The 17764-nt window shown below is 59.5% G+C and carries 16 protein-coding genes; 13 read left to right on the top strand and 3 right to left on the bottom strand.

Features of this window, described 5'->3' with window-relative positions; translation table 11 throughout:
* Window positions 1-114 precede the first annotated feature (114 nt).
* Together dapC and EJA70_RS10755 are read left to right on the top strand one after the other, a co-directional pair.
* A complete protein-coding gene (gene dapC, locus EJA70_RS10760; protein ID WP_158830728.1) occupies window positions 115-1314 on the top strand; it encodes a succinyldiaminopimelate transaminase in 1200 nt (399 codons plus the stop codon).
* Window positions 1315-1494: 180 nt separating this feature from the next.
* Entirely contained in the window at window positions 1495-2196 is a 702-nt protein-coding gene (locus tag EJA70_RS10755; RefSeq protein ID WP_256677664.1) for a M12 family metallopeptidase, read from the top strand.
* Between the two features lie 21 nt (window positions 2197-2217).
* On the opposite strand, the gene EJA70_RS10750 is transcribed toward EJA70_RS10755, so the two are convergent.
* The gene (locus EJA70_RS10750; RefSeq protein WP_158830726.1) at window positions 2218-3849 is read right to left on the bottom strand and encodes a Na+/H+ antiporter; all 1632 of its coding nucleotides are present in this window, start codon (window positions 3847-3849) and stop codon (window positions 2218-2220) included.
* A gap of 279 nt (window positions 3850-4128) precedes the next feature.
* Here EJA70_RS10750 and EJA70_RS10745 point away from each other — a divergent pair, with 279 nt between their 5' ends.
* From EJA70_RS10745 to EJA70_RS10730, 4 genes are all read left to right on the top strand, one after another.
* Window positions 4129-4491 carry an ArsC family reductase gene (locus EJA70_RS10745; RefSeq protein ID WP_008078454.1) on the top strand — a complete coding sequence of 121 codons (363 nt, stop codon included), beginning with the start codon at window positions 4129-4131 and terminating at the stop codon, window positions 4489-4491.
* Between the two features lie 33 nt (window positions 4492-4524).
* Window positions 4525-5559 carry a 2,3,4,5-tetrahydropyridine-2,6-dicarboxylate N-succinyltransferase gene (gene dapD, locus EJA70_RS10740; RefSeq protein ID WP_158830725.1) on the top strand — a complete coding sequence of 345 codons (1035 nt, stop codon included), beginning with the start codon at window positions 4525-4527 and terminating at the stop codon, window positions 5557-5559.
* Between the two features lie 133 nt (window positions 5560-5692).
* The gene (locus EJA70_RS10735) at window positions 5693-6898 is read left to right on the top strand and encodes an aminotransferase class V-fold PLP-dependent enzyme (protein ID WP_158830724.1); all 1206 of its coding nucleotides are present in this window, start codon (window positions 5693-5695) and stop codon (window positions 6896-6898) included.
* Window positions 6895-7299: a SufE family protein gene (locus EJA70_RS10730; protein WP_158830723.1), complete on the top strand. Its 405-nt coding sequence runs from the start codon at window positions 6895-6897 to the stop codon at window positions 7297-7299. The genes EJA70_RS10735 and EJA70_RS10730 overlap by 4 nt, the downstream gene beginning before the upstream one ends.
* 116 nt (window positions 7300-7415) lie before the next feature.
* Here the strand turns inward: EJA70_RS10730 and tcdA are convergent, their stop codons facing one another.
* Entirely contained in the window at window positions 7416-8234 is an 819-nt protein-coding gene (gene tcdA, locus EJA70_RS10725; RefSeq protein WP_158830722.1) for a tRNA cyclic N6-threonylcarbamoyladenosine(37) synthase TcdA, read from the bottom strand.
* Between the two features lie 214 nt (window positions 8235-8448).
* Here tcdA and EJA70_RS10720 point away from each other — a divergent pair, with 214 nt between their 5' ends.
* From EJA70_RS10720 to EJA70_RS10705, 4 genes are all read left to right on the top strand, one after another.
* The gene (locus EJA70_RS10720; RefSeq protein WP_158830721.1) at window positions 8449-11037 is read left to right on the top strand and encodes a glycosyltransferase; all 2589 of its coding nucleotides are present in this window, start codon (window positions 8449-8451) and stop codon (window positions 11035-11037) included.
* A 205-nt stretch (window positions 11038-11242) separates the two neighbouring features.
* Complete coding sequence (gene dapE / locus EJA70_RS10715; RefSeq protein ID WP_122591327.1) at window positions 11243-12394, top strand: succinyl-diaminopimelate desuccinylase; 1152 nt, start codon at window positions 11243-11245, stop codon at window positions 12392-12394.
* Complete coding sequence (locus tag EJA70_RS10710; RefSeq protein ID WP_158830720.1) at window positions 12394-13203, top strand: putative RNA methyltransferase; 810 nt, start codon at window positions 12394-12396, stop codon at window positions 13201-13203. The genes dapE and EJA70_RS10710 overlap by 1 nt, the downstream gene beginning before the upstream one ends.
* Window positions 13204-13278: 75 nt before the next feature.
* Window positions 13279-13656, top strand: coding sequence for a hypothetical protein (locus EJA70_RS10705; RefSeq protein WP_150594540.1), 378 nt, complete (start codon window positions 13279-13281; stop codon window positions 13654-13656).
* Window positions 13657-13747: 91 nt separating this feature from the next.
* Here EJA70_RS10705 and EJA70_RS10700 read toward each other — a convergent pair whose 3' ends face one another.
* Window positions 13748-13957, bottom strand: a complete 210-nt coding sequence (locus EJA70_RS10700; protein ID WP_007908870.1) for a cold-shock protein — start codon at window positions 13955-13957, stop codon at window positions 13748-13750.
* Between the two features lie 238 nt (window positions 13958-14195).
* Here EJA70_RS10700 and plsB point away from each other — a divergent pair, with 238 nt between their 5' ends.
* The 3 genes from plsB to EJA70_RS10685 all read left to right on the top strand — a co-directional run bounded on the left by plsB (window position 14196) and on the right by EJA70_RS10685 (window position 17753).
* A complete protein-coding gene (gene plsB / locus EJA70_RS10695) occupies window positions 14196-16679 on the top strand; it encodes a glycerol-3-phosphate 1-O-acyltransferase PlsB (RefSeq protein WP_158830719.1) in 2484 nt (827 codons plus the stop codon).
* A 178-nt stretch (window positions 16680-16857) separates the two neighbouring features.
* Window positions 16858-17250 carry a hypothetical protein gene (locus EJA70_RS10690; RefSeq protein ID WP_158830718.1) on the top strand — a complete coding sequence of 131 codons (393 nt, stop codon included), beginning with the start codon at window positions 16858-16860 and terminating at the stop codon, window positions 17248-17250.
* 104 nt (window positions 17251-17354) lie between these two features.
* The gene (locus tag EJA70_RS10685) at window positions 17355-17753 is read left to right on the top strand and encodes a YbaY family lipoprotein (protein ID WP_158830717.1); all 399 of its coding nucleotides are present in this window, start codon (window positions 17355-17357) and stop codon (window positions 17751-17753) included.
* The last annotated feature ends 11 nt before the right edge of the window (window positions 17754-17764 follow it).

Below are 17764 nucleotides of genomic sequence, written 5' to 3'. Positions count from 1 at the left end.
TCATCAGTTGCATGGATATTGAATGAGCCTTCCTCATCGCGAGCAGGCTCACTCCTACAGGTTTTGTGGATGGCGGGTATTGAGGCAATCCCTCCCACATTCAACGAGGCCCCAATGAACAACGCTCTGAACCAGCTCCAGCCCTACCCGTTCGAAAAGCTCCGCGCCCTGCTCGGCACCGTGACGCCGAATCCGGACAAACGCCCGATCGCCCTGTCGATTGGCGAGCCGAAACACCGCTCGCCAGGTTTTGTCGCCGAAGCGCTGGCGAACAGTCTGGATCAGATGGCGGTCTATCCGACCACATTGGGCATCCCGGCCCTGCGCGAAGCCATCGCCGGCTGGTGCGAGCGTCGTTTTGGCGTGCCGAGCGGCTTGATCGATCCGGCGCGCAACGTGCTGCCGGTCAACGGCACCCGAGAAGCGCTGTTCGCCTTCACTCAGACCGTGGTCAATCGCGGCGATGATGCTTTGGTCGTCAGCCCGAACCCGTTCTATCAAATCTACGAAGGCGCCGCGTTCCTTGCCGGGGCCAAGCCGCATTATCTGCCATGCCTCGACGAAAACGGCTTCAACCCGGATTTCGACGCGGTGGCGCCGGACATCTGGAAGCGCTGCCAGATCCTGTTCCTGTGCTCGCCGGGTAACCCGACCGGTGCGCTGATCCCGGTCGATGTGCTGAAAAAACTCATCGCCCTGGCCGACGAATACGATTTCGTGATTGCTGCAGACGAGTGCTACAGCGAGCTGTACTTCGACGAGCAAACGCCACCGCCCGGCCTGCTCACCGCTTGCGTTGAACTGGGCCGCAAGGATTTCAAACGCTGCGTGGTCTTCCACAGCCTGTCCAAGCGCTCCAACTTGCCGGGCCTGCGTTCCGGGTTCGTCGCGGGCGATGCCGACATCCTCAAAGGTTTCCTGCTATACCGCACCTACCACGGCTGCGCGATGCCAGTACAAACGCAACTGGCCAGCGTTGCTGCGTGGAACGACGAAGAGCACGTGCGCGCCAACCGCGCGCTGTACCGTGAGAAGTTTGACGCGGTACTGGAGATTCTCAGCCCGGTCATGGACGTGCAACGCCCGGATGGCAGCTTCTATCTGTGGCCAAATGTGAACGGTGACGATGCAGCGTTCTGCCGTGATTTGTTCGCCGAAGAGCATGTAACGGTAGTACCAGGTTCTTACCTTTCCCGGGATGTTGACGGCGTAAATCCGGGCGCCGGCCGAGTGCGCATGGCCCTTGTTGCACCGCTGGCGGAATGTGTTGAAGCGGCGGAACGCATTCGCGCGTTTATCACTCGCCAGCAATAATCCGCAATACCGTGCCAGGCAATCTGGCACGGTAACTTGCTCTGCCAAGTTACGTTTCAAGACAACTAATAACTCCCCCTCCTGACGCTCACGACTTAATCTTGGGTTGCGAACTTCATCGCAATAAATTCAACTTCAAGGAAGAAGCAAAAGATGAATGATCTTCAGGATTGCCAACTCATGCAATGGCCAGATGATGCAGCGGCTTATGCAGCTGCCATTAATGAAAACCCTGCCAATGCACAGTCCGGCTCGGGCAGTCGACGCAAACGTTCCTTGATCAACTACTCAAAGCTCTGGGCCAATGGCCGGACGCTGACCATCGCGTTTATCGACAATCCCGATCCCGATCATAAACGAATGATCATGGAAGCCGCTGTTCGCTGGATTCCGTACATCAATTTGAGTTTCGAGTTTGTCGACGACACGCAGGGTGATATTCGTATCGCCACCAAAAACAACTTCAACAGTTCCATGCTCGGCACCGATGCATTGCTGATTCATCCGGATTGGCCAACGATGAACCTGGGCGTCAAACCGGATCACGAAGACTTTGAAACCATTGTGACCCACGAGTTTGGTCATGCGCTGGGCGCCATGCATGAACATCAACACCCAAAGGCAAACATCCCGTGGGACAAACCGAAAGTCTACGACTATTACCAGAACCGCGAGATGGGACCGCTGACGCCGGCGCAGGTCGACTTCAATCTGTTTACACCGTTTGACACGATCGAAGCGGTCTACACCGACTACGATCGCAAATCGATCATGCATCATCCAGTATCGAATGATCTGACCGTGGGTGACTGGGAAAACCCGATCAACCACGCGATCAGCAGCAAAGACATCAAGATGATGAGCCTGCTCTACCCCAAGTAACTCACCACGCACTGGAAACAGTTATTTAACCTGACCCAGATTCGCCTCACTTAGATCAAGCTCACCCAACACTTCGCGTAATACGTCATCACCAATCTGGTGATGACGACTCAAGCTGTACAACTCAAGGCGTTGCGCGCGCAGCGCCTTCAGACGCAAGCGCCGTTCCAGCAAGTCCATCTGAAACGCCATCGCCTGCGCTTCGGCGGAATCGTTGAACACGTCAAGTTGATGGCGATATTCAGACATGATCCGCGCCTTGAGCTCTGCCGCCAGCGCCGCTTGAGCGGCATCCTGCGGTGGGAGCTCCTCGGTTTCCAGTGAGTGAATCGCTGCTTCAGCCGTTTTGCGCCAGGCATCGCGGACTTCCTGACGACGCTTGTCGTCCGGACTCTTTTCGATGCCGCGCAGTAACAGCGGCAGCGCGATGCACGCCGAAATCAGCGAGAGCAGAATCACCCCGGCGGCGATGAAGATCAGCAGATCGCGCTCGGGAAATGCCTCCGAGCCCATCAGCATCGGCACCGACATCACACCCGCCAGCGTCACCGCACCGCGCACGCCACCGACCGTCAGCAGCCAGCAGGAACGTGCGGTCGGCACTTGAGTCAGCTCGCCTTTACCGCGCAAACGCCGCAGCAACACCGACAAACGCCAGATACTCTGCACCCAGATAAACCGCAGCAATACCAACGCGAGGAAAATCGCCACGACGTCGAGGCAGCGATAGAACAATGTCGGCCACAACGTCGGTTCATGGCTGACCACGGCTTTGATGATGTCCGGCAGTTGCAGACCGAGCAGCAGGAAGATCAAGCCGTTGAAGGCGAATTCCAACAGTGACCAGACGCTGCGATTGAGCAGGCGGGTGCTGGTCTGGCGTGGCAACAAGTCGAGCCAGCTCTGCATCATCCCTGCCGCCACCGCCGAAAGAATGCCCGACACGCCAAGGCGTTCAGCCAATACATAAGCAGCGAACGGCAGCAGCAACATGAACACCACGTGGGTCGCGGGATCATCCCAGCCACGCGCAATCATCCACGAGCGCAGGCGCCCGACCAGCCAGCTCAACGCCACGCCGACCGCCAGACCACCGAGCGCCACCACGACAAAGGTCAGGCTGGCGTTGGTCAGCGAGAACACCCCGGTGATGGCTGCGGCCAAGGCGAACTTGAACGTCACCAGGCCCGAGGCGTCGTTCATCAGCGCCTCGCCCTGCAGGATGTGCATCAGCGGGGTCGGCAAGCGGTTCTGCGAAATAGCCGAGACGGCCACGGCGTCGGTCGGCGACAACACGGCCGCCAAGGCGAAAGCCACGGGCAACGGAATCGTCGGCAATAACCAGTGAATGAAGTAACCGGCGCCGACCACGGTGAACAGCACGAGGCCCACCGCCAGCGTCAGAATCGGCCCGCGCAGATGCCAGAATTCGCGTTTGGGCATGCGCCAGCCATCAGAAAACAGCAGCGGCGGCAGGAACAGAAACAGGAAGAGTTCGGGGTCGAGGGCGACGTGCAGACCCAGCGTCGGCCATGCCAGCAAGGCGCCAGCGGCGATTTGCACCAAAGGCAGCGGCAGCGGAATGACCCGTCCAACCAGACGCGAAACGCTGACCAGCATCAGCAGGATCAGGACGGTATAAGCAGTTTGCATAAAGCGGAAATCTCAGACAATCGACAGCGTTGAACTGCCATATTAGCCGCTTAGCATGCGTCTGGCGTTTGCACCTATGTCGCACACGCCCCAAATGATGTCCGCAAAACAATGTGTAGGAGCTGCGGCACGCTGCGATCTTTTGATCTTTAAAGACACAATCAAAAGATCGCAGCCTCGTTTCACTCGACAGCTCCTACAGGGTTTTGCGTATTCGCCGAAGGGTCATGGCATAATCCGTCACCATTTTTCTCCAGCACCTGTAAAGGGGGCAATTCCTTGACCGTTTCAAGTAAAACGTTGCACCTTTTCGGCATCAAAGCCTGCGACACCATGAAAAAGGCGCGCACCTGGCTTGATGAACACGCTGTCAGCTATGACTTTCACGACTACAAGACCGCCGGCATTGACCGTGAGCACCTGAGCCAATGGTGTGACGAACACGGCTGGCAAACGGTGTTGAACCGCGCAGGCACGACCTTTCGCAAACTCGACGACGAACGCAAAGCCGATCTCGACCAGTCGAAAGCCATCGAGCTGATGCTCGCTCAACCCTCGATGATCAAGCGCCCGGTGCTCGATCTCGGTGACCGAACCCTGATTGGCTTCAAGCCAGATATCTACGCGGCCGCTCTGAAGTAAGCAGCCCGTCACTCTTTGTAGAGGTGTATTTACATGTCCAATTCCCTGTTCAGCATCGCCTTTGGTGTCGGCACTCAGAACCGTCAAGGCGCGTGGCTGGAAGTGTTCTACGCACAGCCACTGCTCAACCCATCGGCCGAACTGGTCGCCGCTGTCGCGCCGATCCTCGGTTACACCGAAGGCAACCAGGCCATCACCTTCACCACCGCTCAGGCGGCGCAACTGGCTGAAGCCGTGAAAGCCATCGACGCCGTACAAGGCAAGCTGCTGACCCGTCTGGCCGAGAGCCACAAGCCGCTGGTCGCCACTCTGTTGGCCGAAGATGCACAGCTGACCTCGACGCCTGAGGCTTACCTCAAGCTGCACCTGCTGTCGCACCGTCTGGTCAAGCCGCATGGCGTGAGCCTGGCCGGGATCTTCCCTTTGCTGCCGAACGTTGCCTGGACCAGCCAGGGCGCCATCGACCTGAGCGAACTGGCCGAACTGCAACTGGAAGCTCGCCTGCGTGGCGACCTGCTGGAAGTATTCTCGGTGGACAAGTTCCCGAAAATGACCGACTACGTGGTTCCGGCCGGCGTGCGTATCGCTGACGCGGCGCGTCTGCGTCTGGGCGCTTACGTCGGTGAAGGCACCACCGTGATGCACGAAGGTTTCATCAACTTCAACGCCGGCACCGAAGGCCCGGGCATGATCGAAGGCCGCGTTTCAGCTGGCGTATTCGTCGGCAAAGGTTCCGATCTGGGCGGCGGTTGCTCGACCATGGGCACCCTGTCGGGCGGCGGCAACATCGTCATCAAGGTTGGCGAAGGCTGCCTGATCGGCGCCAACGCCGGTATCGGTATTCCATTGGGCGACCGCAACACTGTTGAGTCGGGCCTGTACGTGACCGCCGGCACCAAGGTTGCGCTGCTCGACGAAAACAACAATCTGGTTAAAGTTGTGAAGGCGCGCGAGCTGGCCGGTCAGGCTGACCTGCTGTTCCGTCGCAATTCGGAAACCGGTGCTGTGGAATGCAAAACCCACAAATCGGCGATCGAACTGAACGAAGCGCTGCACGCTCACAACTAAGCAGCCTAATCCGACTTCTGTAGGAGCAAAGCTTGCTCGCGAAGGCGTCCTTGAGGCCGCCAAAAGCTTCACGAGCAAGCTCGGCTCCTACAAGGGGCGGTGTATATCCGCCCAAGTTCACAGGGCTGAACAGATGATGATTCCCTCCCCCTGGCGTGCCGATTTCCCGGCCATCGCCGCGCTGCAACGGCAAGACCAGACCTATCTGGACAACGCCGCCACCACGCAAAAACCCCAGGCCCTGCTCGACGCGCTGACGCATTACTACGCCAATGGCGCGGCCAATGTGCACCGTGCGCAACACCTGCCCGGCGCTCACGCGACGCAGGCGTTTGAGGACAGTCGGCGCAAGGTTGCGCAGTGGCTGAATGCCGGTGACAGCGGGCAGATCATCTTTACCCACGGCGCCACCAGCGCGCTGAATCTCCTGGCTTATGGCCTGGAACATCTTTTCCACCCGGGCGATGAAATTGTCATCAGCGCCCTGGAGCATCACGCCAACCTGCTGCCGTGGCAGCAACTGGCGCAACGGCGCAACCTGAAACTGGTGATTTTGCCGCTGGATGCCGACGGCTTGATCGACCTCGCTGCGGCTGTGCATTTGATTGGCCCGCGCACGCGATTGCTGGCGGTCAGTCAGTTGTCCAACGTGCTCGGCGCCTGGCAGCCATTGCCGGCGCTGCTGGGCATGGCCAAGGCGCAAAACGCGTTGACCGTGGTCGATGGCGCGCAAGGTGTGGTTCACGGTCGACATGACCTGCAAGTGCTGGGTTGCGACTTCTATGTGTTTTCCAGTCACAAGCTGTATGGGCCGGATGGTTTGGGCGTGCTGTTCGGGCGCAACGCTGCGCTTGAGCAGTTGAAGCCTTGGCAGTTTGGCGGCGAAATGGTGCTGGAAGCCAACTATCACGACGCGCGCTTCCGCCCTGCTCCGCTGGGTTTTGAAGCGGGCACGCCGCCGATTGCCAGCGTGATCGGCCTCGGCGCGACGCTCGATTACCTGGCCGGGCTGGATCAGGACGCGGTGTCGGCCCACGAAGTGGCGCTGCATGATTATTTGCTGCGTGGCCTCGCGGCGCGTAACGGCATTCGCCTGCTCGGCAAGCCGCAACTGGCGCTGGCGAGTTTCATCGTCGAAGGCGTGCACAACGCTGATCTGGCGCACTTGCTGACCGAACAAGGTATTGCCGTGCGCGCCGGGCATCATTGCGCGATGCCGTTGCTGAAAAGCTTCGAGCTGGCCGGGGCGATTCGTGTGTCGCTGGCGTTGTACAACGATTCGGAGGATCTGGAACGGTTCTTTGAAGCGCTGGATCAGGCGCTGGAGCTGTTGCGATGAGCTTGCCGGTCGAAGCCGCCGAAGCGCTGCAGACTTTTCAGAATGCCGCAGGCTGGGAACAGCGGGCGCGGTTGTTGATGCAGTTTGGTGAGCGTCTACCGCCGCTTGGCGATGCCGACAAGTGCGAGGCCAACCGGGTGCATGGCTGTGAGAGTCAGGTATGGCTGGTGGGGGAATTGCGTGATGGTCACTGGCAGTTCGCGGCGAGTAGCGATGCGCGGATGATTCGCGGGTTGGTGGCGCTGTTGCTGTTGCGGGTTAACGGCTTGTCGGCGGCTGAGTTGCAGCAAGTTGATCTGCCGGACTGGTTCAATCAGCTCGGCCTTTCGCGCCAGCTATCGCCCTCGCGCAGCAATGGCCTGAATGCCGTGCTCCAGCGAATGAATGAGCTGGCCCTTTAATCGCCATCGCTGGCAAGCCAGCTCCCACAGGGCTCTATGGTGTTCATAGCTGCAGTGAACTTACCCAATACCTGTGGGAGCTGGCTTGCCAGCGATGAGGCCATCAGCCACTCAGATCAAACCTGAGGTTTGACCCGCTCCGCCGGGCGCCGAACACCCGCGACAATCTTGTCCACAGCCTTGGTCGCCGCAACCATGCCAAACGTCGCCGTGACCATCATCACCGCGCCAAATCCACCCGCGCAGTCCAACTTCACGCCGTCACCGACAAAATTCTTCTGCAAACAAATGCTGCCATCCGGCTTCGGATAACGCAGTTGCTCGGTGGAAAACACACACGGCACGCTGTAATGACGGGTCACGGTGCGCGAAAAACCGTAATCACGGCGCAGCGTCGAACGCACTTTCGAGGCCAGCGGGTCGTTGAACGTACGGTTGAGGTCGCACACCTGAATCAGCGTCGGATCAATCTGCCCACCGGCGCCGCCCGTGGTGATGATCTGAATCTTGCGGCGCTTGCACCAGGCGATCAGCGCAGCCTTGGCGTTGACCGCGTCGATGCAGTCGATCACGCAGTCGATGTTCGGCGTGATGTATTCGGCCATGGTTTCGCGGGTGACGAAGTCGGCCACCGCGTGCACGGTGCAATCCGGGTTGATCCCGCGCAGACGCTCGGCCATCACCTCGACCTTGGGCTTGCCGACGGTGCTGTCCAGCGCGTGCAACTGGCGATTGGCGTTGCTGACGCAGACGTCATCTAAGTCGAACAGCGAAATCTCGCCGACGCCACAACGGGCCATGGCTTCCGCCGCCCAGGAACCGACGCCACCGACGCCGACGATCGCCACATGCGCCGCGCGCAAACGCGCCAGGCCTTCGATGCCATACAAACGGGCGATGCCTGCAAACCGCGGATCTTCTGTACTCATGACCATTACCCCAAAAACCGGCGCGCATTATAGGGCTACACAGCGACAAGTTTTAAGCTTCGAGCTACAAGTGTAAGAACTTAAGTCAAAGTCGGCTGCCCAATGTCGGGCATTTCCCTGTCAGATGTACGACTGGCGGACTGCCGGTGTAGGATGCGCGCCCCTCGGGCGTCTAGCCGACCGATCCTTCGTTCCACAGCCTTTGGAACCCGAAATAGCTATGTCATCGCGTAAATTTGGACTCAACCTGGTGGTGGTTCTGGCAATCGCTGCCCTGTTCACCGGTTTCTGGGCGCTGATCAATCGCCCGGTTTCCGCGCCGAACTGGCCGGAGCAGATCTCCGGTTTCTCCTATTCGCCGTTCCAGCAGGGACAATATCCGCAGAAGGATCAGTATCCGTCTGACGAAGAAATGCGCCGCGACCTGGAGATCATGAGCAAGCTGACGGACAACATCCGCATCTACTCGGTCGACGGTTCGCTGCAAGACATCCCGAAACTCGCTGAAGAATTCGGCCTGCGCGTGACGCTGGGGATCTGGATCAGCCCCGATCAGGAACGCAACGAACGGGAAATCACCCGCGCCATCGAACTGGCCAATACTTCGCGTAGCGTGGTTCGCGTGGTGGTCGGTAACGAAGCGATCTTCCGTAAGGAAATCACTGCGCAAGAGCTGAGCGTATTGCTCGATCGTGTGCGCGCTGCGGTGAAAGTGCCGGTGACCACCTCCGAGCAATGGCACGTCTGGGAAGAACACCCAGAGCTGGCCAAGCACGTGGATCTGATCGCTGCGCACGTTCTGCCGTACTGGGAATTTATTCCGGTCGACAAGGCCGGGCAGTTCGTTTTCGACCGCGCCCGCGACCTGAAAAAGCTCTTCCCGAAAAAACCGCTGCTGCTCTCCGAGGTCGGCTGGCCGAGCAACGGTCGCATGCGCGGTGGCGCCGATGCATCGCCGGCGGATCAAGCGATCTACCTGCGCAACCTGGTCAACAAGCTCAACCGCCAAGGCTTCAACTACTTCGTGATCGAAGCGTTTGACCAGCCGTGGAAGGCCAGCGACGAAGGTTCGGTCGGCGCGTACTGGGGCGTGTTCAACGCCGCGCGTCAGCAGAAATTCAACTTCGAAGGCCCGGTCGTGGCGATTCCGCAATGGCGCGTGCTGGCGATCGGTTCGGTGGTGCTGGCGCTGCTGTCGCTGACCCTGTTGATGATCGACGGCTCGGCCCTGCGTCAGCGTGGGCGGATCTTCCTGACCTTTATCGCCTTCCTTTGCGGATCGGTGCTGGTGTGGATCGGTTACGACTACAGCCTGCAATACAGCACGTGGTTTAGTTTGACGGTGGGCTTCCTGTTGGCGCTCGGTGCGCTCGGGGTGTTTATCGTCTTGCTGACGGAGGCGCATGAACTGGCCGAAGCGGTGTGGATTCACAAGCGTCGGCGCGAATTCCTGCCGGTCGAAGGCGACTCCAGCTATCGGCCGAAAGTCTCGATCCACGTGCCGTGCTACAACGAGCCGCCGGAGATGGTCAAACAGACCCTCGACGCCCTCGCCGCCCTCGATTATCCGGACTACGAAGTCCTGATCATCGACAACAACACCAAGGACCCGGCGGTGTGGGAACCGGTGCGTGACTACTGCGAAACCCTCGGCCCGCGCTTCAAGTTTTTCCACGTTTCGCCCCTGGCCGGTTTCAAGGGCGGCGCGCTGAACTACCTGATTCCGCACACCGCCAAAGACGCCGAAGTGATCGCCGTAATCGACTCCGATTACTGCGTGCACCCGAACTGGCTGAAGCACATGGTGCCGCACTTTGCCGACCCGAAAATCGCGGTGGTGCAGTCGCCGCAGGATTATCGCGACCAGAACGAAAGCACCTTCAAGAAGCTCTGCTACGCCGAATACAAAGGCTTCTTCCACATCGGCATGGTCACTCGTAACGACCGTGACGCGATCATTCAGCACGGCACCATGACCATGACCCGTCGGTCGGTTCTGGAAGAATTGGGTTGGGCTGACTGGTGCATCTGTGAAGACGCCGAACTCGGTCTGCGCGTGTTCGAAAAAGGCCTGTCGGCGGCGTATTACCACGACAGCTACGGCAAGGGTCTGATGCCGGATACGTTTATCGACTTCAAAAAGCAGCGCTTCCGCTGGGCTTACGGTGCGATTCAGATCATCAAGCGCCACACCCGCAGCCTGCTGCGCGGCAAGGACACCGAACTGACACGCGGCCAGCGTTACCACTTCCTCGCGGGCTGGTTGCCGTGGGTGGCGGACGGGATGAACATCTTCTTCACCGTCGGCGCGCTGTTGTGGTCGGCGGCGATGATCATCGTGCCGCAGCGGGTCGATCCGCCGCTGCTGATCTTTGCAATTCCGCCGCTGGCGCTGTTCGTGTTCAAGGTCGGCAAGATCATCTTCCTCTACCGTCGCGCCGTCGGCGTGAACCTGAAAGATGCCTTCTGCGCCGCGCTGGCCGGGCTGGCGTTGTCGCACACCATCGCCAAAGCGGTGCTGTACGGCTTCTTCACCACCAGCATTCCGTTCTTCCGCACACCGAAAAACGCCGACAACCATGGTTTCTGGGTGGCGATTTCCGAAGCGCGTGAAGAGCTGTTCATCATGCTGCTGTTGTGGGGCGCGGCGCTGGGGATCTACCTGGTCAACGGCATGCCGAGCAACGACATGCGTTTCTGGGTGGTGATGCTGCTGGTGCAGTCGCTGCCGTATCTGGCGGCGCTGATCATGGCGTTCCTGTCGTCGCTACCGAAACCTGCGGCCAAACCTGAGCCTGCCGCCGCTTGATTGGTTGTTGCATAACGTCAAACGGCGGCCTTCGGGTCGCCGTTTTGCATTAGAATGGTCGCCTTTTTCAATGCCAACAAACTCGGTAGGAGCTGCCGCAGGCTGCGATCTTTTGATCTCGCTGTTGATTTCAAGAAACAAAATCAAAAGATCGCAGCCTGCGGCAGCTCCTACAGGTTTACCGTGCGCACCCCGGAGTTATTACATGACGGCCCACGCCGACCTTTCGCCGACCCTCCAACTCGCCATCGACCTGATCCGCCGTCCGTCCGTGACGCCGGTCGACGCCGATTGCCAGAAGCAGATGATGCAGCGCCTGGGCGATGCCGGTTTCAGCCTCGAGCCGATGCGCATCGAAGATGTGGATAACTTCTGGGCGACCCACGGCACCAACGACGGCCCGGTGCTGTGCTTCGCCGGCCACACCGACGTGGTGCCGACCGGCCCGGTCACCGCGTGGCAGATCGACCCGTTCAACGCGCTGATCGATGAACACGGCATGCTCTGCGGCCGTGGCGCGGCGGACATGAAAGGCAGCCTGGCGTCGATGACCGTGGCCGCCGAGCGCTTCGTCGCCGACTACCCGAATCACAAAGGCAAAGTCGCGTTCTTGATCACCAGCGACGAAGAAGGCCCGGCGCACCACGGCACCAAGGCTGTGGTCGAGCGTCTGGCCGCGCGTAACGAGCGTCTGGACTGGTGCATCGTCGGCGAACCGTCGAGCACCACGCTGGTGGGCGACGTGGTGAAAAACGGCCGTCGCGGCTCGCTCGGTGCCAAGCTCACCGTTAAAGGCATTCAGGGTCACGTCGCTTACCCGCATCTGGCGAAGAACCCGATCCACCTCGCCGCTCCGGCGCTGGCCGAACTGGCCGCCGAACATTGGGATCACGGCAACGATTTCTTCCCGCCGACCAGTTTCCAGATCTCCAACGTCAACTCCGGCACCGGCGCGACCAACGTGATTCCGGGCGATCTGGTAGCGGTGTTCAACTTCCGCTTCTCCACCGAATCAACCGTCGAAGGCCTGCAGAAACGCGTGGCCGACATCCTCGACAAACACGATCTGGACTGGCACATCGACTGGGCGCTGTCCGGTCTGCCGTTCCTCACCGAACCGGGCGCACTGCTCGACGCGGTGTCGGCGAGCATCAAGGACATCACCGGTCGCGAGACCAAAGCGTCGACCAGCGGCGGTACCTCCGATGGCCGTTTCATCGCGACCATGGGCACACAGGTTGTTGAACTGGGCCCGGTCAACGCGACCATCCACCAGGTCAACGAACGCGTGCTGGCGGCGGATCTCGACGTACTGACCGAGATCTACTATCAGACCCTGATCAAGTTGCTCGCCTGATGCTCGCGTGTCCGATCTGCAGTGAGCCGCTGAATGCGGTGGACAACGGCGTGGTCTGCCCCGCCGGCCACCGCTTCGACCGTGCGCGCCAAGGTTATCTGAACCTGCTGCCGGTGCAGCACAAGAACAGCCGCGACCCTGGCGACAACCAGGCCATGGTCGAGGCGCGCCGCGACTTTTTGAACGCCGGCCATTACGCGCCGGTGGCCAAGCGTCTGGCCGAGCTGGCGGCGAGTTATGCGCCGGGCCGTTGGGTCGACATCGGCTGTGGCGAGGGTTATTACACCGCGCAAATCGCCGAGGCCCTGCCGAACGCCGATGGCTACGCGCTGGACATCTCCCGTGAAGCGGTCAAACGCGCTTGCAAACGCAACCCGGCGATTAGCTGGTTGATCGCCAGCATGGCCCGCGTGCCGTTGGCGTCGGGCAGTTGCCAGTTTCTCGCCAGCGTTTTCAGCCCGCTGGATTGGGAAGAAGCCAAGCGATTGCTCAGCGTCGGCGGCGGTCTGATGAAAGTCGGCCCGACCAGCGGCCATCTGATGGAACTGCGCGAACGCCTGTACGACGAAGTGCGCGAGTACACCGACGACAAGCATCTGGCCCTGGTGCCGGAAGGCATGGCGCTGGCGCACAGTGAAACCCTGGAATTCAAGCTGACGCTGGACAAGCCCGAGGATCGCGCCAACCTGTTGGCGATGACACCCCACGGCTGGCGCGCCAGCGCCGAGCGTCGCGCGGCGGTGATCGAACAGGCCGAGCCGTTCGAGACCACCGTGTCGATGCGCTACGATTATTTCGTTCTTCAATAACTTTTGGTCTCGGGCGAGTGCCCGGGGCCGGCTAAATCCGCGAGTGGATTTTTCAGACCCGCAGTGAGGACATCCATGCGCCAACCGGACATCGAGATTTACCTGAAAGACGCCGACGTCGACCACAAGGCCATTTCGGCCTGGCTGGGCGCCGCATTGGGCCCATGCACCGACTGGGTACAGAAAGGTCAGACCTACAAGTGCAAGGCCGGTAATGTGCCGGTGACCTGGCTGCCGAAAGCCGTGGGCAAGTGGAACAGCCTGTACCTGGAAAGCGACCAGACGCCATGGGACGACGACATCGCCTGCGCCCGCGCGGCATTTGCTGCGCTGAACGTGGAAGTGCGTTGCGCGCCGGGGACGTGGGTTGAGGAAGAAGGCGAGGAAACGGCGGATCGCTGGATGCGCATCAGCGAAGACGGTGAAGAAGAAATCACCTGGAAAACCGCTTAAACACAAAAGATCGCAGCCTTCGGCAGCTCCTACAGGGTCATGTGTACACCTGTAGGAGCTGCCGAAGGCTGCGATCTTTTGATCTTCAAGGTTACAGGCCTACAACATCCTCAGCCTGCAAACCCTTCTCGCCAGTAATCACCGCGTACTCGACCTGCTGGCCTTCAGTCAGCGACCGATGCCCTTCGCCGCGAATCGCGCGGTAGTGCACGAACACGTCCACCCCGTCTTCGCGCTGGATAAAGCCGTAGCCCTTGGCGTCGTTGAACCACTTCACGTTGCCGGTTTCACGGGTTGCCATCTGTTCATACTCCTTTTTTATTATTGAACAGGCTTTTCGCAGGAAAGCCTTTGCGGAACATCAACCTGCGTCCGACGTCCATAAAAGGGCCCCGGCGACAGACCGCCGAGTATATGACAGGTGCGAAAAGTCTCAACAGGAGATTACTTCGCCGCTTTTTTGCCGATTTTCGTCCAATACGGCACACTATCGACCGCCCGAGCAAACGCTCGGTTTTATCCACTCACGCAGAAGCCGTATGACCCGCTCCCCGTTCCGTCGTCTTGTGTTTGGCACCTTGCGCCGACTGTTGTACCTCTGGGTTCGCTCGGAGACGATCAACCAGTCGTCGTTCACCCTCAACCTCGACCGCAGTCGTCCGGTGTTCTACGTCCTGCAAAACCCCTCGTTGACTGATCTGGCGGTGGTCGACACTGAGTGCACCAAGGCCGGCCTGCCGCGTCCGGTGCTGCCGGTGTCGGTGGGTTCGCTGATTGAACCGGCGGCGTTTTTCTACCTGACGCCGGACCCGGACTGGCTCGGGCGCCAGGACAAACGCGGCGCACCACCGACCCTTACTCGCCTCGTGAGCGCCCTCACCCAGAACGCTGCCGAAGACGCGCAGATCATTCCGGTCAGCGTGTTCTGGGGCCAGTCGCCCGACAGCGAAAACAGTCCATGGAAGCTGCTGTTCGCCGACAGCTGGGCCGTCACCGGGCGTCTGCGTCGGCTGCTGAGCATCATTGTTCTCGGTCGCAAAACCCGCGTGCAATTCTCCGCACCGATTCACCTGCGCGAGCTGATCGAGCACAACAAGGGCCACGAGCGCACTGTGCGCATGGCCCTGCGGATCCTGCGCGTGCACTTCCGCAATCTGAAAGCAGCGGTCATCGGCCCGGACATTTCCCACCGTCGCAACCTGGTCAAAGGTCTGCTCAACCAGCCACTGGTCAAGCAAGCGATCCTCGACGAAGCCGAGCGCGAAAACATCTCCCCGGAGAAAGCCAAGGCTCAGGCCTTGCGCTACGGCAACGAGATCGCCTCGGATTACACCTACACCGCGATTCGTTTCCTTGAAGTAGTACTGAGCTGGTTCTGGAACAAGATTTACGACGGCATCAAGGTCAACCACATCGAAGGCGTGCAGAAGGTCGCCCAGGGTCACGAAGTGATCTACGTGCCGTGCCACCGCAGCCACATCGACTACCTGCTGCTGTCGTACCTGCTGTTCCGCAACGGCCTGACCCCGCCGCACATCGCCGCCGGGATCAACTTGAACATGCCGGTGATCGGCAGCCTGCTGCGGCGTGGCGGCGCGTTCTTCATGCGCCGCACGTTCAAGGGCAATCCGCTGTACACCTCGGTGTTCAACGAATACCTGCACACCCTGTTCACCAAAGGCTTCCCGGTCGAGTACTTCGTCGAGGGCGGCCGCTCGCGCACCGGGCGCATGCTGCAACCGAAAACCGGCATGCTCGCGATCACCCTGCGCAGCTTCCTGCGTTCGTCGCGCATGCCTATCGTGTTTGTACCGGTGTACATCGGTTACGAGCGCGTGCTGGAGGGACGTACCTACCTCGGCGAACTGCGCGGGGCGAGCAAGAAGAAAGAATCGATCTTCGACATTTTCAAAGTCATCGGCGCGCTGAAGCAGCGCTTCGGTCAAGTCGCGGTGAACTTCGGCGAGCCGATCAAGCTGGCGGAATTCCTCGACGCCGAGCAACCGGATTGGCGCCAGCAGGAACTCGGCCCGCAGTACAAACCGGCGTGGCTCAACGAAACCACCAACCGCCTCGGCGAGAAGGTCGCGCAGCATTTGAACGAAGCGGCGGCGATCAACCCGGTCAATCTGGTAGCGCTGGCGCTGCTGTCGACTACGCGTCTGGCGCTCGATGATCGCGCCATGGCGCGAGTGCTGGATCTGTATCTGGCGCTGCTGCGCAAAGTCCCGTATTCGCCGCACACCACGCTGCCGGAAGGCGACGGCCGCGCGTTGATCGAGCATGTAAAAGACATGGACCTGCTCGCCGAGCAGAACGATGCGCTGGGCAAGATTCTGTATCTGGATGAGCAGAACGCCGTCCTGATGACGTACTACCGCAACAACGTGCTGCACATCTTCGCCCTGCCGGCGCTGCTGGCGAGCTTCTTCCAGAGTGCGTCGCGCATGAGCCGCGAACAGATCCTGCGCTACACCCGCGCGCTGTACCCGTACTTGCAGTCGGAGCTGTTTATTCGCTGGACGCTGGATGAACTCGACGGTGTGGTCGATCAATGGCTGGAGGCGTTCGTCGAGCAAGGCTTGCTGCGTTTCGAGAAGGATGTCTACCTGCGTCCGGCACCGAGTTCGCGGCATTTCGTGCTGCTTACGCTGCTGTCGAAGAGCATCGCGCAGACCCTGCAACGTTTCTACATGACCGTGTCCTTGCTGCTCAACAGTGGCCAGAACAGCATCAGCGCCGAAGAACTGGAAGACCTCTGCACGGTCATGGCCCAGCGTCTGTCGATCCTCCATGGCCTCAACGCCCCGGAGTTCTTCGACAAGAGCTTGTTCCGTCACTTCATCCAGACCTTGCTCGACCTCGACGTGCTGCGTCGCGACGAGGCCGGCAAGCTCAGCTACCACGAACTGCTCGGTGAATTGGCCGAAGGTGCGGCCAAACGTGTGTTGCCGGCGGATATTCGTTTGTCGATCCGCCAGGTCGCGTTGCATCGCAGTGAAGATGCGGCAGAACTTGCCTGATAGCACAATGGCTAGCAAGTAGAGCGAACAGGGATGTTCTCTCTACTTACAACTCTATTTACAACTCAACTTGAACTTTTCAACAACAAATATCGAAACACAACCACCCACTCAGACTTCCGAAGTACTGTTAGGATTTTGCTTCCGCGCAACTAGCAATCCAAACAAGGAAGTTATCATGAACAAAACCATTAAATTCAGTTACAACATAGAAAGCGTGCCCTACGGACTTGGCGACCACTTGGCGCTGGAAGAGTTTATTTACGAAATCAACGACAACCTCGAAGAACAACTCCTCATTACAACATTCGATGAAAGCTTCAGTTCCAACGCGCTGGGTGGCGACTTTACAACACACCAGGATCCGCAAGACACCAGCAAAGCCTTCCACATTGTTTTAAATATCTGGCAACCCAGCCGAGTGCAAACAGAAGATGGCAAACACCTGAGTTTTGCAGATGATCCAGATCCGACCCTTATGGTAAGAGCCGACCATTATTTTTCGGTGTCCATGCACAACAGTGAACCTCATGTCGAAACGGTTCCACTCGAAATAGTCTTTATCGTTTAATTCAAAAAACACTCGACAGACGCACACGAGACTCTCAAGTGGATATCCGTTAAATTGTCTTCGGCACCAGACGTAATCTGGTGCCTTTGCTACGGAGTTCACCCATGAAAAAGATCACCCTTCTCGCTGCCGCCACGCTGTTGAGCGCCTGCCAATCGACCACCCCCGCCGGCAAGGTCGGCCTCGATGGCGAAGTGTTCTACCTGCAGCGCATCGCCCTGCCACCGAGCGCGACCCTGAGCGTGAGCCTGCAAGACGTTTCCCTCGCCGACGCCCCGGCGGTCGTGCTCGATGAACAGAAAGGCCCGATCAAAGGCCAGGTGCCACTGCCGTTCCATTTGAACTACGATCCGGCCCAGGTCAAACCCGGCCACCGCTATTCGGTCAGCGCGCGCATTGAAGTCAACGGTGAGCTGATGTTCATCACCACCGAGAACCACGCCGTGCAACTCGACGGCAACGATCCGCAGCCGCTGAAAATCCGCGTCGACGCCATTCGCTAATCGCTTTTAAC

The sequence above is a fragment of the Pseudomonas sp. PB103 genome (genome assembly GCF_009764635.1).
In the GTDB taxonomy this organism is placed as follows: Bacteria; Pseudomonadota; Gammaproteobacteria; order Pseudomonadales; family Pseudomonadaceae; genus Aquipseudomonas.
The sequence above is the reverse complement of the archived record's forward strand: the minus strand, read 5'-3'. Positions and strand labels throughout refer to the sequence as shown.

Coding starts and splice junctions, on each gene's coding strand:
- dapC (WP_158830728.1), top strand. CDS start 115: ATGAACAACGCTCTGAACCAGCTCCAGCCCTACCCGTTCGAAAAGCTC.
- EJA70_RS10755 (WP_256677664.1), top strand. CDS start 1,495: ATGCAATGGCCAGATGATGCAGCGGCTTATGCAGCTGCCATTAATGAA.
- EJA70_RS10750 (WP_158830726.1), bottom strand. CDS start 3,849: ATGCAAACTGCTTATACCGTCCTGATCCTGCTGATGCTGGTCAGCGTT.
- dapD (WP_158830725.1), top strand. CDS start 4,525: ATGTCCAATTCCCTGTTCAGCATCGCCTTTGGTGTCGGCACTCAGAAC.
- EJA70_RS10735 (WP_158830724.1), top strand. CDS start 5,693: ATGATGATTCCCTCCCCCTGGCGTGCCGATTTCCCGGCCATCGCCGCG.
- EJA70_RS10730 (WP_158830723.1), top strand. CDS start 6,895: ATGAGCTTGCCGGTCGAAGCCGCCGAAGCGCTGCAGACTTTTCAGAAT.
- tcdA (WP_158830722.1), bottom strand. CDS start 8,234: ATGGTCATGAGTACAGAAGATCCGCGGTTTGCAGGCATCGCCCGTTTG.
- EJA70_RS10720 (WP_158830721.1), top strand. CDS start 8,449: ATGTCATCGCGTAAATTTGGACTCAACCTGGTGGTGGTTCTGGCAATC.
- dapE (WP_122591327.1), top strand. CDS start 11,243: ATGACGGCCCACGCCGACCTTTCGCCGACCCTCCAACTCGCCATCGAC.
- EJA70_RS10710 (WP_158830720.1), top strand. CDS start 12,394: ATGCTCGCGTGTCCGATCTGCAGTGAGCCGCTGAATGCGGTGGACAAC.
- EJA70_RS10705 (WP_150594540.1), top strand. CDS start 13,279: ATGCGCCAACCGGACATCGAGATTTACCTGAAAGACGCCGACGTCGAC.
- EJA70_RS10700 (WP_007908870.1), bottom strand. CDS start 13,957: ATGGCAACCCGTGAAACCGGCAACGTGAAGTGGTTCAACGACGCCAAG.
- plsB (WP_158830719.1), top strand. CDS start 14,196: ATGACCCGCTCCCCGTTCCGTCGTCTTGTGTTTGGCACCTTGCGCCGA.
- EJA70_RS10690 (WP_158830718.1), top strand. CDS start 16,858: ATGAACAAAACCATTAAATTCAGTTACAACATAGAAAGCGTGCCCTAC.
- EJA70_RS10685 (WP_158830717.1), top strand. CDS start 17,355: ATGAAAAAGATCACCCTTCTCGCTGCCGCCACGCTGTTGAGCGCCTGC.